The 14,059-nt window shown below is 62.3% G+C and carries 15 protein-coding genes; 11 read left to right on the top strand and 4 right to left on the bottom strand.

The genetic code is table 11. The annotated features are described in order from the left end of the window. Window positions 1–261: 261 nt before the first annotated feature. The 9 genes from ACEOAC_RS04450 to ACEOAC_RS04410 all read left to right on the top strand — a co-directional run bounded on the left by ACEOAC_RS04450 (window position 262) and on the right by ACEOAC_RS04410 (window position 7,287). On the top strand, window positions 262–1,290 hold the full coding sequence (locus ACEOAC_RS04450; RefSeq protein ID WP_413443527.1) for a KpsF/GutQ family sugar-phosphate isomerase: 1,029 nt from the start codon (window positions 262–264) through the stop codon (window positions 1,288–1,290). Next, the gene (locus tag ACEOAC_RS04445; RefSeq protein WP_413443526.1) at window positions 1,290–1,844 is read left to right on the top strand and encodes a KdsC family phosphatase; all 555 of its coding nucleotides are present in this window, start codon (window positions 1,290–1,292) and stop codon (window positions 1,842–1,844) included. The genes ACEOAC_RS04450 and ACEOAC_RS04445 overlap by 1 nt, the downstream gene beginning before the upstream one ends. After that, window positions 1,841–2,449 (top strand): LPS export ABC transporter periplasmic protein LptC, encoded by a 609-nt coding sequence (gene lptC, locus ACEOAC_RS04440; RefSeq protein WP_006461688.1) that lies wholly within the window; start codon window positions 1,841–1,843, stop codon window positions 2,447–2,449. The genes ACEOAC_RS04445 and lptC overlap by 4 nt, the downstream gene beginning before the upstream one ends. A gap of 51 nt (window positions 2,450–2,500) precedes the next feature. After that, window positions 2,501–3,142, top strand: a complete 642-nt coding sequence (lptA, locus tag ACEOAC_RS04435) for a lipopolysaccharide transport periplasmic protein LptA (RefSeq protein ID WP_413628706.1) — start codon at window positions 2,501–2,503, stop codon at window positions 3,140–3,142. A 2-nt stretch (window positions 3,143–3,144) separates the two neighbouring features. Further along, window positions 3,145–3,885, top strand: a complete 741-nt coding sequence (gene lptB / locus ACEOAC_RS04430) for an LPS export ABC transporter ATP-binding protein (RefSeq protein WP_006461686.1) — start codon at window positions 3,145–3,147, stop codon at window positions 3,883–3,885. A gap of 67 nt (window positions 3,886–3,952) precedes the next feature. Next, window positions 3,953–5,443: an RNA polymerase factor sigma-54 gene (locus ACEOAC_RS04425; RefSeq protein ID WP_006461685.1), complete on the top strand. Its 1,491-nt coding sequence runs from the start codon at window positions 3,953–3,955 to the stop codon at window positions 5,441–5,443. A 158-nt stretch (window positions 5,444–5,601) separates the two neighbouring features. Further along, a complete protein-coding gene (gene hpf / locus ACEOAC_RS04420; RefSeq protein WP_077235974.1) occupies window positions 5,602–5,964 on the top strand; it encodes a ribosome hibernation-promoting factor, HPF/YfiA family in 363 nt (120 codons plus the stop codon). Between the two features lie 373 nt (window positions 5,965–6,337). Further along, window positions 6,338–6,649, top strand: coding sequence for a Grx4 family monothiol glutaredoxin (gene grxD, locus ACEOAC_RS04415; protein ID WP_006461683.1), 312 nt, complete (start codon window positions 6,338–6,340; stop codon window positions 6,647–6,649). Between the two features lie 35 nt (window positions 6,650–6,684). Then, entirely contained in the window at window positions 6,685–7,287 is a 603-nt protein-coding gene (locus ACEOAC_RS04410; RefSeq protein ID WP_006461682.1) for a UbiX family flavin prenyltransferase, read from the top strand. Between the two features lie 78 nt (window positions 7,288–7,365). Here the strand turns inward: ACEOAC_RS04410 and ACEOAC_RS04405 are convergent, their stop codons facing one another. Together ACEOAC_RS04405 and mdeB are read right to left on the bottom strand one after the other, a co-directional pair. Beyond that, on the bottom strand, window positions 7,366–8,124 hold the full coding sequence (locus ACEOAC_RS04405; protein WP_077235977.1) for an SDR family oxidoreductase: 759 nt from the start codon (window positions 8,122–8,124) through the stop codon (window positions 7,366–7,368). 166 nt (window positions 8,125–8,290) lie between these two features. Continuing rightward, window positions 8,291–10,972 (bottom strand): alpha-ketoglutarate dehydrogenase, encoded by a 2,682-nt coding sequence (mdeB, locus tag ACEOAC_RS04400; protein WP_413443524.1) that lies wholly within the window; start codon window positions 10,970–10,972, stop codon window positions 8,291–8,293. A gap of 313 nt (window positions 10,973–11,285) precedes the next feature. Here mdeB and ACEOAC_RS04395 point away from each other — a divergent pair, with 313 nt between their 5' ends. Continuing rightward, window positions 11,286–11,765, top strand: a complete 480-nt coding sequence (locus ACEOAC_RS04395) for an Lrp/AsnC family transcriptional regulator (protein WP_006461679.1) — start codon at window positions 11,286–11,288, stop codon at window positions 11,763–11,765. A gap of 85 nt (window positions 11,766–11,850) precedes the next feature. Here ACEOAC_RS04395 and ACEOAC_RS04390 read toward each other — a convergent pair whose 3' ends face one another. Next, complete coding sequence (locus ACEOAC_RS04390) at window positions 11,851–12,375, bottom strand: response regulator (RefSeq protein WP_006461678.1); 525 nt, start codon at window positions 12,373–12,375, stop codon at window positions 11,851–11,853. A gap of 206 nt (window positions 12,376–12,581) precedes the next feature. On the opposite strand from ACEOAC_RS04390, the gene ACEOAC_RS04385 reads away from it, so the two are divergent. Continuing rightward, window positions 12,582–13,013, top strand: coding sequence for a hypothetical protein (locus ACEOAC_RS04385; protein ID WP_077235979.1), 432 nt, complete (start codon window positions 12,582–12,584; stop codon window positions 13,011–13,013). Window positions 13,014–13,080: 67 nt separating this feature from the next. Here the strand turns inward: ACEOAC_RS04385 and ACEOAC_RS04380 are convergent, their stop codons facing one another. Then, window positions 13,081–13,947: an AraC family transcriptional regulator gene (locus ACEOAC_RS04380; protein ID WP_413443523.1), complete on the bottom strand. Its 867-nt coding sequence runs from the start codon at window positions 13,945–13,947 to the stop codon at window positions 13,081–13,083. Window positions 13,948–14,059 lie beyond the last annotated feature (112 nt).

Here is a 14,059-nt window from a genome sequence, read left to right as displayed (position 1 = left end):
ATAGCGAAGGCGGGCCGCAACGGTGCATCCCGGTCGGCGGAGCCGGGCTCCCTGGTTTATGCCGGCCTGATACCGGCGTGCCCCATGCTCCGTGTTCCGTGTTCTGTGCCCCGCCTCCTGCAGTGCTGCCGGAAGCGGCATAGACTCCCCCCTGGCGAGCATGTTGCGGTGCGTCGCAATCCTGCACCTTATATCAAGTTCAACAGCATTCCCTTACATCTGGCAAGTTTTTTGCTTTGCTAATTCGTTTATACTTCGGTTATGAGTGTAACCGATGACAAAACCACATCTGCATCTTTTTCCGCCGAGGCTGCCCGCCGTGCCGTCGAGCTGGCGCGCCAGACCCTGCAGATCGAAGCCGATGCCATCCTGGCGCTGAAGAGCCGCCTGCGCGACGATAGCGCCGAGCCCTTGGCACAAGCCGTGCAGGCCGTGCTGCAATGCCAGGGCCGTACCGTGGTGTCGGGCATTGGCAAATCAGGCCACATCGGCCGCAAGATCGCCGCCACGCTCGCTTCCACCGGCAGCCCCTCGCTGTTCATGCATCCGGCCGAAGCCTCCCATGGCGACCTGGGCATGGTGACCCCCAAGGACGTCTTCATCGCCATTTCCAACTCTGGCGAAACCGCCGAGCTGCTGGCGATCGTCCCCATCATCAAGCGCATGGGCGCTGTGATCATCGCCATGACCGGCAATGACGATTCCAGCCTGGCCCGGATGGCGGCGGTGCACCTCAACGTCGGCGTGGCCACGGAAGCCTGTACCCTGAACCTGGCGCCCACCGCCAGCACCACGGCCACGCTGGCCATGGGCGATGCGCTGGCGGTGTCGCTGCTGGACGCCCGCGGCTTCCTCGAAGAAGATTTCGCGCGCTCCCACCCCGGTGGCGCGCTGGGCCGCCGCCTGCTGACCCACGTGCGTGACGTGATGCGCAGTGGCGAGGCCATCCCGGCGGTGCGTCCGGATGTCTCGCTGTCGGCCGCGCTGATGGAAATCACGCGCAAGGGCATGGCCATGACGGCCGTGGTGGATGAGCAGTTCCGGCCGATCGGCGTATTCACTGACGGCGACCTGCGCCGCCTGCTGGAGCGGGGCCAGGATTTCACCAGCTTCAGCATCGCCGAAGTGATGCACGCCCAGCCGCAAAGCATCAACCAGGATCGGCTGGCGGTGGACGCCGTGCAGCTGATGGAACAATTCCGTATCAACCAGTTGCTGGTCACCGATGCCGAGGGCGTGCTCACGGGCGCGCTGCACATCCATGACCTGACCCGCGCCAAGGTAATCTGATGACCGCGTCCGCCTTCACCAGCTCCCTGCCGCCGGACGCCCTCGCCAAGGCCGCCGGCGTTCGCCTGATGATCTTCGATGTCGATGGCGTCCTGACCGACGGCGGCCTGTTCTACGGCGAAGAGGGTGAGGCCTTCAAGCGCTTCAACGCCCTCGATGGCCACGGCATCAAGATGATGCAACAGTTCGGCACGGCCGCCGCCATCATTACCGCACGCCAGTCGCCCTATGTACTGCGGCGCGCGCGTGACCTCGGTATCGCCCACGTGTTCCAGGGCGTACACGACAAACGCCAGGCCTTCGAACAACTGCTGCAGCACACCCAGCTCACGGCGGCCGCATGTGGCTACCTGGGCGACGACATCATCGACCTGCCGGTCCTGACCCGCGTCGCCTTCAAGGCGTGCGTGGCCAACGGTCACCGCGAGGTCAAGGCGCGCTGCGATTACGTAACCCAGGCCACTGGCGGCAACGGCGCGGTGCGCGAAATCTGCGACCTGGTCCTGGCCGCGCAGGGCAACTACGAGGCGGCGCTGGCGCCGTACCTGGCATGAGCGGGCGCAGCGGAGAACGCGCCGCCGAGCGCATCCGGCTGGCAGTGATCGTGGTGATCCTGATCGGCGCAGCCCTGGGCAGCTTCTGGGTGCTGCAGGCCCTGCGTGCCTCCAGCGACCAGCACGCAGTGCAGCGCCCGCGTGGCAAACCCGATTACTACCTGGAAAACTTCAGCTACGTGAAACTCGGTCCCACGGGCCTTCCGCGCTATGACGTTTCCGGGACCAAGATGGTCCACTTCCCGCTGGACGACTCCTTCGAAATTACCAAGCCCGTGGTGCACAGCCTGGACAAGGACAAGCCTCCGATGGAACTGTATTCCGACACGGCGCGCGTGACCGACGACCAGACCCAGATCCACATGTATGGCAATGCCAACGCCATCCGTGGCGCCGCCAACGGCCGTGCGCCGATGCATCTGGTCTCGGAATACCTGCTGCTGCTACCCGATGACGAGATCGTCAAGACCGACAAACCGGTTGCAATGACGATGGGCACCACCAGATTGAATGGAGTGGGCATGCTGGCCAACAACGCCACCCAGGTCGTGCAGTTGTTCGGCAATGTGCGCGGTTATTACGAGCCCACGCCGAAGAAACGCTAACCCGGTTGTCTCCACGATAAAAATGCCAAGAACCGACCAGACAGGAAATCCATGAAACGCTCACTCTTACTGCCGATGCTGATGCTGGCTGCCGTGTGCGGCGTGGCCCACGCCGAAAAGGCGGACTCCACCAAGCCCACCAACATCGAGGCGGACCAGATGGTCTACGACGACGTGCGCCAGGTGAAGACCTTCACCGGCAACGTCGTCATGACCCGCGGCACCCTGATCATCAAGGCAGGCCGCGTGGTGCTCACGACCGACCAGTACGGCTATGAAAATGCGGTGTTGTACGCGGCTCCTGGTGCACTGGCGAACTTCCGCCAGAAGCGCGATGGCGGCCCCAACCTGTGGATCGAGGGCCAGGCCGAACGCATCGAGTATTCCGAGCAGACCGAAATCTCCAAGTTGTTCCAGCGGGCGCACATTCAGCGCATGGATGGCAACCGCATCACTGACGAAGTCAATGGCGAATTCATCTCCTATGACAGCCGCGCCGAGTTCTACTCCGTCAACAACACCGCCAGCGGCGAAAGCAAGCCGGGGGCAGGACGCATCACTGCCGTGATCCAGCCCAAGAACCCGCCGCCGGCGGATGCCGCCCAGCCTTCCACGCCCGCCCAGCCTTCCACGCCCGCCCAGCCCGCTACGCTGGCACCGGCCCAGCGTCGTCAGAACGGAAAGGACCAGTAACGATGGCAAGCTCACTGGTCGTTCGCGGCCTGAAGAAAAGCTATGGTGCGCGCCAGGTGGTGCGTGACGTCTCCATGGAAGTGCGTAGTGGCGAAGTGGTCGGCCTGCTTGGCCCCAACGGTGCCGGCAAGACAACCTCGTTCTACATGATCGTCGGCCTGGTCCCCTCGGACGGTGGCGAAATCGATCTGGACGGTTCGCCCATCTCGCGCCTGCCGATCCACAAGCGCGCCACGCTGGGGCTGTCCTACCTGCCGCAGGAAGCCTCGGTGTTCCGCAAGCTGACGGTGGAAGACAACATCCGCGCCGTGCTGGAACTGCGTCAGGAAGACGGCAAGCCGCTCTCGCGCGATGAAATCGAGGGCCGCCTGAACAACCTGCTGCATGAACTGCAGATCGAAAAGCTGCGCGAGAGCCAGGCACTGTCGCTCTCCGGTGGCGAACGCCGCCGCGTGGAAATCGCCCGCGCACTGGCCACCGATCCGCGCTTCGTGCTGCTGGACGAACCGTTTGCCGGTATCGACCCGATTGCCGTGATCGAAATCCAGCGCATCGTGCGCTTCCTCAAGGAACGCGGCATCGGCGTGCTCATCACCGACCACAACGTGCGGGAAACCCTGGGTATCTGCGACCGCGCCTACATCATCAACCAGGGCACGGTGCTGGCCAGCGGTAACCCGGAAGAGATCATCGCCAACGAATCGGTGCGCCGCGTATACCTGGGCGAACACTTCCGCATGTAGCACCCGCCGTCCATCGGCCACACAACGGTATTGCAACCAGCGGGCCACGCCGCTCCCAGAAAGACAGATGAAACAGTCGCTCCAGTTACGTACCTCGCAGCACCTCGCATTGACGCCGCAACTGCAGCAGTCGATCAGGCTGTTGCAACTGTCGACGCTGGAACTGCACCAGGAACTGGAACAGATCCTGTCCGACAATCCCCTGCTCGAACGCCTGGACGACGCTCTCGACAATTCGGTGCGCCTGTTGGCCGATGGCGCGGTCTCTTCCGCGCCCTCCACCGGAGTGGCCGAGCCCGCTGGCGACAGCGGCAACGAAGCAGCGCCCTCCGCTACTGATGGCGAAGCCAGTTTCGACTATCAGGACAACAGCCCCGAGAGCGGTGTCAGTGGCGAATCCGACTGGAGCTTCGACGACGTGGCACGCAGTGGCAAATCGCCCGACGACGACGATGCCCGCCCGCAACTGGAAGCGCATGAGCTGACCCTGCGCGAACACCTGCTGGAACAGATACGGGTCACCGCCCGCACACACCGCGACCGTGCGCTGCTGGAACTGCTCACCGATGCGCTGGACGAAAGCGGTTACCTGGAGGAACCGCTGGAAGACATCCTGGCGCGCCTGCCGGAAGAGCTGGGCGTTGACCTGGAAGAACTGTCGATCTCGCTGAAGCTGCTGCAGAGCCTGGACCCGGCCGGGGTGGGTGCGCGCAGTGCCGGTGAATGTCTGGCACTGCAGATCCGCCGCCTGCCCAAGGTGCCCTTCGTCACCCGCAAGCTGGCCTTGAGGATTGTCGAGGATTACCTGCCGCTGTTCGCACAGCGCGACTTCAACAAGATCAAGAAGGCTCTCGATTGCGATGACGAGGACCTGCGCGAAGCACAGGCGGTGATCCGTCAGTGCCGTCCGCATCCGGGTGCCGAATTCGCGCGCGATGCTTCGGACTACGTGGTGCCGGACGTGATTGTCAAACAGACAAAGAACGGCTGGCAGGTCATGCTCAACCATGAGGTCATGCCCAAGCTGCGCGTCAATGCAATGTATGCGAGTGCGCTCAAGCAGGCCAAGGGCGAAGGATCGCTGTCGTCGCAGTTGCAGGAAGCTAAGTGGCTCATCAAGAACATGCGGCAACGTTTCGATACAATTTTGCGAGTCGCGCAGGCTATTGTCGAACGTCAAAGAAACTTCTTTTCACATGGCGCAGTGGCCATGCGGCCCCTTGTGCTGCGTGAAATTGCTGATACACTGGGTCTACACGAGAGCACAATCTCTCGCGTGACAACTCAAAAATACATGCTCACGCCGCACGGCATGTTCGAGTTGAAGTACTTCTTCGGTAGCCACGTCGCGACTGAAACCGGAGGCGAAGCCTCCTCCACCGCGATACGGGCGCTGATCAAACAGTTGATAGGAGCCGAAAACCCGCAGACCCCATTATCCGATAGCAAGATTGCGGATATGCTGGCAGAACAAGGCATGGTGGTCGCGCGACGCACAGTCGCCAAATACCGCGAAGTGTTGAAGATTCCGCCAGTCAATCTCCGCAAGTCCCTCTGAGCTTTCCTCAGTTTTTCTGTAGCAGTACCGTTGCTGTGTTCAGGCAAGCATCCCTACCTGGTGCCCATGCCATCCGACACGAAGACCGTGCCCGTGGTACAGCAGCTGTAGACGATGCATCGCACGAACCTCCAGTGACCTCACGATAGGAGTCTTGTATGAATCTGACCATCAGTGGACACCACCTCGAACTGACCCCCGCCATCCGGGAATACGTGCAAAGCAAGCTGGCCCGTATCAAGCGCCATTTCGACAACGTGATCGACGTCAGCGTGATCCTGAGCGTAGATAAACTCACAGAAAAGGAAAAGCGCCAAAAAGCGGAAATCAACGTCCACATCAAGGGGAAGGATCTACATGCGGAAAGCATTGCGCACGACCTCTATGCCGCGATTGATGCACTGATCGACAAGCTCGACCGCCAGGTCATCAAGCACAAGGACCGCTTGCAGGAGCATCACTCCATGGCCAAGCGTCTGCCCGACGATACCCCCGCTGATGCAGTGGCTGGCGCGGCATAAGACAAGGATCCAGGACCATTCCTGCCGGCGGGTGCGCAACGACAGCGTGACGCATAAGGTGGGAATCTCATGAGGAAGGGGCGCGCAAGCGCCCTTTTTCATTTTGCGGCGCCGGGGCCGGTTTCATTTCCTGTGGCAAACAGTGATCCCGCGTCCATCATCGCCGCTGTTCTCCCGAAGCGGCTCGCAATGAGACTTGAAGAGGCTCCTCCCGCCCTCATCTTGGTGGCAAGGTCCAAAGCGGAAATCGTATAAATGATTTCCACCAAGCAATGCCGGACGACACCCCAACCACGCCGCAACCCTGCCGACTTCAACGCGAGCGGCGGCTTTTCCCTATAATGTCGGCAATCCCATTTTTAAAGGCATAGCCATGAGCGACGTCCAATCCTGGATCAAAGAAACCGTGACCCAAAACCCTGTCGTGCTGTTCATGAAGGGAACCGCCCAGTTCCCGCAATGCGGCTTCTCCGGCAAGGCCATCCAGCTGCTCAAGGCCAGCGGCGCCGAGAACATCGTCACCGTCAATGTGCTGGAAAGCGCCGATGTGCGTCAGGGCATCAAGGAATATTCGAACTGGCCAACCATTCCCCAGCTGTACGTGAAGGGTGAATTCGTCGGCGGCTCGGACATCATGAGCGAAATGTACGCCTCGGGCGAACTGCAGACCCTGATCAAGGGCTAAACCCGGCGCATCGCTGCCCCGCTCCGGTTTCTCTCGTGAGTTCCACTTCCAGTCCGCCACGCCAGCGCCTGATCGTCGCCATCACCGGTGCGACCGGCGCGATCTATGGCGTGCGCCTGCTGCAGCACCTGCGCAAGCATGGTCAGGTGGAAACCCATCTGATGATTTCCGAAGCCGGCGTGCTCAATCTGCACCAGGAACTGGACATGCGGCGCAAGGACGTCGAAGCCCTGGCCGACGTGGTGCATCATGTGCGCGACGTCGGTGCCTGCATTGCCAGCGGCTCCTTCGCCTCCACCGGCATGGTGGTGGCGCCCTGTTCGATGAAAACCCTGGCCGCCGTGGCGCATGGTCTCTCCGACAACCTCATCACCCGTGCTGCCGACGTGGTCCTGAAAGAACGTCGTCGCCTGGTACTGATGGTGCGCGAAACGCCCTTCAACCTGGCCCACCTGCGCAACATGACCGCCGTGACCGAGATGGGCGGCGTGATCTTCCCGCCGCTGCCCGGTTTCTACCAGCGCCCAGCCTCGATGGAAGAAATGGTCGATCACACCCTCGGGCGCGTGCTGGACATGTTCGGGATTTCGCTGCAGCTCACCCCTGAATGGCGGGGTATGAAGGGCGAGGCAGACTGAGCGAGTGGCAGCAGAACGGTCAATAAAAAATGCGCCGCGGGTTTCCCGACGGCGCATTCTTTCTTAAGCGCTGACCGCTCAACCCCGCCCGATATAGGGCATCTTGGTCGCCATCACCGTCATGAACTGCACATTGGCATCCAGCGGCAGGCTGTCCATGTAGAGGATGGCCTTGGCCACGTGCTCGGCGTCCATGGTCGGTTCGACCTTGGTGGAGCCGTCGGCCTGCAAGGTGCCTTTCTTCATCAGCGTGGTCATGTCGGTGGAGGCATTGCCGATGTCGATCTGGCCGCAGGCGATGTCATAGGCGCGACCATCCAGCGAAGTGGCCTTGGTCAGGCCCGTGATGGCATGCTTGGTGGCCGTATAGGAGGCCGAGAACGGACGCGGCGCATGGGCCGAGATAGAGCCGTTGTTGATGATGCGGCCACCACGCGGGGATTGCTCCTTCATGACGCGGAAGGCTTCCTGGGTACACAGGAAAACACCGGTCAGGTTGATGTCCACCGCTGCCTTCCACTGCTCCACGCTCAACTCCTCCAGCGATACCGGCGGTGCGAAGATGCCGGCATTGTTGAACAGCATGTCGAGCCGGCCAAAGCGTTGCCGGGTCTGTGCGAACAGCTGCTTGACCGAGGCCGGATCGGTCACATCGGTTGCCACCACCAGCGCATTGGCACCGTGTTCGCCAGCCAGTTTGACGGTCTCTTCCAGCGCATCCTGGCGACGTCCGGCCAGGGCCACGCCATAGCCTTCGCGCAGCAGCGCCAGGGTAATCTGCCGGCCGATGCCGGAGCCTGCGCCGGTCACCAGCGCGATACGTTTGGGTGCAGCCATCGTGTTGACTCCTCAATGATCTTATGGACGGAACCTGCATCGTCGGCGGATAAAAAAAACCGCCCGTGATGCACGGGCGGTTTCCACTATAACAAACACCAGACGCGGCCAGATGAAGGATTTTCAATCCCTGGGCCTGCCTTTCATGTGTCCCGGCACTTGCTCATCAGACCGTGCTCGACAGCGGCTTGGCGGTATCGATACCCAGCGTATGCGCAGCATCCTGCAGCCGCGCACGATCCTCTCCCCAGACCGCGCACAACGCCGTATAGGCGATCCAGCGCGCATCGATCTCGAAGAAGTCGCGCAGGTTCACCCGCGTATCGCTGCGCCCAAAACCATCCGTTCCCAGGGTCACATACTGCGCCGGCACGAAGGCACGGATACTCTCCGGCAGGGTACGGATGTAGTCGCTCACCGCGATGACCGGTGCAGCGCTGCCCTGCAGTTGCTGCGTCACATACGGCAGCGGGCGCGCGCCCGACAGCCGCTGGCTGCGCTGCGCCGCCACGCCATCACGCGCCAGTTCGGTATAGCTGGTCACGCTCCATACCTCGACTTCGATCTGCCAGTGCTGCTGCAGCAACGCGGCGGCCGCCACTGCTTCCTTCAGGATCGGGCCGGCACCCAACAGGCGCGCCTGCGCGTTCGCCTTGCGACCCAGGCAGTACAGGCCACGCAGGATGCCTTCCTGCACGCCCGGCGGCAGGCTGGGCTGGGCCTCGTTCTCGTTGGTGACGGTGATGTAGTAAAAGACGTCCTCGCCGCGCTCCATCATGCGGCGCATGCCGTCGTCGAGGATCACCGCCAGCTCGTAGGCATAGGCCGGGTCATAGGAAACGCAGTTGGGAATCGAAGCCGCCGTCACCAGGCTATTGCCATCCTGATGCTGCAAACCCTCGCCGCCCAGGGTGGTGCGCCCCGACGTGGCGCCGATCAGGAAGCCACGTGCGCGCTGGTCCGCCGCTGCCCAGATCAGGTCGCCGATGCGCTGGAAACCGAACATCGAGTAGTAGATGTAGAACGGCAGCATCGGCGTGCCATGCACCGAGTAGGCGGTCGCGGCGGCCGTCCAGGAAGAGATCGCGCCGGCTTCGGTGATGCCCTCTTCCAGAATCTGGCCATCCTTGGCCTCGCGATAGTAGAGGATGGACCCGATGTCCTCCGGCTCATACAGCTGGCCCTGGGAGGAATAGATGCCGACCTGGCGGAATAGGTTGGCCATGCCGAAGGTACGCGCCTCGTCGGCCACGATGGGCACCACGTAGCGACCGAACTCCGGGTCCTTCAACAGGTTGCCGAGCTGACGCACCAGCGCCATGGTGGACGACATTTCCTTGCCATCGGCTTCCAGCGCGAACTTGCTGTGCGCTTCCAGAGCCGGCACCGCGCGGCGCGCCTGGCCGGCATCGCGGCGCGGCAGGTAGCCGCCCAGCGCAGCGCGGCGGGCATGCAGGTGCTTCATCTCGGCGCTGTCGGGCTCGGGCTTGTAGAAGGCCAGTTCGCGGCACTGTTGATCCGACAGCGGCAACTTGAAGCGATCACGGAATTGCAGCAGGCTTTCCTCATCCAGCTTCTTCTGCTGGTGGGTGGTCATCTTGCCTTCACCGGCCGCGCCCATGCCGTAGCCCTTCTTGGTCTGGGCCAGGATCACCGTCGGCTGGCCGCGATGCTGGGCCGCCGCCTGGTAGGCCGAAAAGATCTTCTTCATGTCGTGCCCGCCCCGACGCAGGCGGTTGATCTCCTCATCGGTGAGCGTGGCCCCAATAGCGCGGGTGCCCGGTGTCTGGCCGAAGAAATGCTGGCGATTGAAGGCGCCATCGTTGGCGGCGAAGGTCTGCAATTGACCGTCCACCGTGCGGTTCAGGGCATCCACCAACTCACCGTCGCGGTCGCGGGCGAACAGGCCATCCCAGTCCGAGCCCCACAGCAGCTTGATGACGTTCCAGCCGGCACCGGCAAACAGGGTCTCCAGCTCATCGACGATGTGACCGTTTCCGCGCACCGGACCATCCAGGCGCTGCAGGTTGCAGTTGACCACGAAGATCAGGTTGTCCAGCTTCTCGCGCGAGGCCAGCGAGAGCGCCGCCAGCGATTCGGGCTCGTCCATCTCGCCATCGCCGAACACCCCCCACACCTTGCGGCCCTGATCCTGCAACAGGCCGCGATGTTCCATGTAACGCAGGAAGCGCGCCTGGTAGATCGCATTGATGGGACCGATGCCCATGGAGCCGGTCGGGAATTGCCAGAACTGTGGCATCAGCCAGGGATGCGGGTAGGACGACAATCCCTGGCGTCCGACGCGCTTGGCCTCGATCTCCCGGCGGTAATAGGCCAGGTCCTCTTCGCTCAAGGCGCCTTCCAGGAAAGCGCGGGCATAGATGCCGGGCGCCGAGTGCGGCTGGAAATAGACCACGTCACCGGCGAACTTGTCATCGCGGGCACGGAAGAAATGATTGAAGCCGACCTCGAACAGGTCCGCCGCCGAGGCAAAGCTGGCAATATGCCCGCCCAGCTCGCCATAGGCACGATTGGCGCGCACCACCATGGCCAGCGCATTCCAGCGCATGATGCTGGCGATGCGTTCCTCGATGGCCTGGGCGTCCGAACCACCGGGGAAAGGCGGCTCCTGCTCGGGGCGGATGGTATTCACGTAAGGGGTATTGCGCGCATCGCGCCAGTTCACGCCCCACTGCTGGGCCGCCGCCGACAGGCGCGAGAGCAGGAAGCGCGCACGCTCCGGTCCGGCCTCGGCCAGCACGCTTTGCAGCGCCTGCAGCCACTCCTGGGTTTCCTGGGCATCGAGGTCGATATCACGGGCGATATCGCTGTCACTGGGGCGGGACATGTCCACTTCCTGATCTCCTGTCTGGTCGCACGCCGAGGCTGGCGCAGCGCGGGTCGGCATAAAACCTGCTGCCGCTGCAATCGCTGCTATGCAAAGAGACGAAAAGCCGGTAAAACACAGGCCGCGCCATCGGTCTCCCCGCGCCCGACGCCTTTTCGGTCTTGTCTTGGTGGTAAGGGCTAGCTTGCGAGATGAACTACCGGACTACGATACGCCGGATGGCCCGGCATGAGTCACTTAAAACAGGAAGTTGCCGTACAATATTCAGCATCCAGTGCTGCAAAACTGAAACCGACAGAATTTAATTTCGATAATGGAACTAGATACCACCGATTTGCGCATCCTGAACATCCTTCAGGAGAACAGTTCGATCAGCAATCTGGAGCTCGCCAGCCGTATCAACCTCTCGCCATCGCCAACCCTGGCCCGTGTGAAGCGGCTGGAAACCGAAGGCATCATCTCGCGCTACGTGGCGCTGGCCGATCCGCACCTGCTGGGCCTGAAGGTCAACGTCTTCGTCAAGGTGATCCTGGAGCGCCAGGGCGCCGAAGCGCTGGCCCAGTTCGAGACGGCCGTGAGTGCCTTCGATGAGGTCATGGAAGTGTACCTGATGACCGGCGACGAGGATTACCTGCTGCGCATCGTGGTGCCCGACCTGTTGACGCTGGAACATTTTATCGTCGATCACCTGACCAAGATTCCCGGCATCAAGAATATCCGTTCCAGCTTTGCCCTCAAGCAGATCAAGTACAAGACGGCGTTGCCCACGCCCAAGATCAAGACGCGCCGCTGAACCGCCTGCGGGGCTGACGCAGCAATGAAAAAAGGGCCGCCCGGCCCTTTCGTTTTTTCCAGCGTCAGCAGCGATCTGCCGGCACTCAATGCGAGGTCTCATCCTCCGGTCTGGCCGGATCATCACGCCGCCGTGCCGGGTGCGCCTCCGCACCTCCCAGGACCGACGCCATCACCTTGGCCGGTACCGGTTCCCTCGCCGCCAGGGCATCGCACCAGCGCTCCACCATCTCCACCACGCAACGCGCATAGTGCTCGCCGTCGACCGGCTTGGGCTGGTATTGACTGGCACCGGCCGCCAGTGCCGCCTGCTCGCCCTCCATGTCCCGCGAGGGAAACACCACCACCGGCGCCTGCGCCAGATGCTTGCTGGCGCGCAACTCGCGCAGCAGCTCCAGACCGTCGTAGCAGCCCATGTCGGACTCCAGCAGGATCAGACAAGGCGCCACGCCATCGCCGCTGCGCCGCCCCTGCAGCAGGCAACGCCGGGCGCTGGCCGCATCGGGGCAACTGCGGAAGGCGCAATGCAGACCCGAGCGCCACAGCGCGAAACGGGCCAGCTCGACGGCTTCCTGGCTGGGATCGATCATCACGATACTGGGGAAATTCATTCTTGGGACATCCTGTGAAACAACTGAAGCAAGGGCAGACTGCCAGCTACCGTTGTACAGGAGCACGGCCGTCGCCGGCATCGGGAAATTCCTGACGTCCCGGCCGAAGCTGACAGCAAGCTGTCAGGATTTCCCCTATCGGCGAATCACGATGGACTGGCTAGACTGGCAACAGTTGATCCTCCACTCCAAGGAAGCCCCTGTCCATGATGCCCTTTACCAAAGTCCGTGTCCCCGTTCCCGCCGCCCTGCTAGGCATGGTCGAGTTGTACGTCAGCGGCGGCGCCCGCCTCGTCACGGCGCGCGGCGGCGCCACCCATGACTGGGCCAGCCTCAACGCCAGCCCGTGCAAGGTACTGGATTGGTTTGCCACGGCCGGCTTCGCCGCCAGCGGGGAACGTGCTGCCCTGTCCAGCTTCCGGCCCTGCGCACAGCGCCTGGCCAGCCTGGACCAGCTCAAGAATACGGTGCGCCCACCGCTGGCAGTGCCACGCTTCTGGCAGCTCGACGGCAGCAACTACGGGTTCGATGCCAGCCCGCACCTGCCCTATTGGCTGGCCATGAACGACGCCTCCTTCATCCCTCTGCTGGTGCCGGCGCACCAGGTCGCGCATTTCTCGCAGGCCCTGGTGGCGTGAAGCTCCCTGCCCTTCCTTCAGCGTTAATTCAACGTTACGTCAACGTTACTTCAGCATTCCTCCAGCACTACTTCAGCGGCAGATAGATATCGGTCAGCAGCTCGCCCGGCGGCGTATCCGGCAGCAGATTGAGGTAGTGGAAGTACAGCGGGAAATCACGCAATTCCTCCCCACTGCCGGGCAGCCACTGACGATAGAGCGGATAGATGCTCTCGGCCAGGCGTTCGTGCGCGCCCGCATGCCGCACCCGGGCGCAGCGCCCACCCGGAATCAGCTTCTCCACCAGGCCTTGCGGATTGTCCGGCAGGGCGCTCTCGATTTCTCCGCAGATATCGAAACGGAATTGCTCCGGCGGCGTGGTATCCGGATTGTCCCAGGCCAGACCAAAGGTGCGGCAGCGCTCCACTGGCGACAGGCCTGATGACTTGCGCCATTCGATGAAACGCGCCACCGTGGCGTTGAGATTGGGCACCGGACCGCGATGCTCCAGCACGGCGATGCGAACGGGTTCTACCATGACGATATCGACTTGCACGTCCACTTTCCTTTCAGGGATACGGAACACATAACGCTCGTTCCAGGCCGGCCAGTCGGGCGCACGCCGGAACTGCGAAGGCGATTGTCCGAAGGCGCTCCTGAAAGCGCGGGTAAAGGATTCCGGATTTTCAAAACCGGCCTGCAGGGCGATCTCGATGATCCTGCTCTCGTGCCGGAACGCCAGTTGCAGGCTGGCCCGTTTCAGACGCATGAGCAGGATATAGCGAGCCACCCCGACACCGACGAAGTCGGCAAACTGCCGCTGGAAATGGAACCGCGAAAAATGGGCGACGCCGGCCAGGCAATCTACATCAAGCGCATCGTCGAGATGACGTTCGATATGGTCAAGTACCCGTTCGAAACGGGCTACATAGGATTTTCTGCGGGCGTCACTCATCTTGTCCTCGGTTCACGGGACGTACTGTGCAAGAATCGGCAGGCGAAATCCTGACCGAAATTGCGCAATGTTTTCATGAAATGATGCGCCTGCGCCACTTCAAGGTCGCCCA

Origin of the sequence: Herbaspirillum frisingense, from assembly GCF_047325095.1 — a bacterium.
In the GTDB taxonomy this organism is placed as follows: Bacteria; Pseudomonadota; Gammaproteobacteria; order Burkholderiales; family Burkholderiaceae_D; genus Herbaspirillum; species Herbaspirillum frisingense.
Note: the sequence above shows the minus strand (reverse complement) of the source record. Positions and strands in the feature narration are given on the sequence as shown.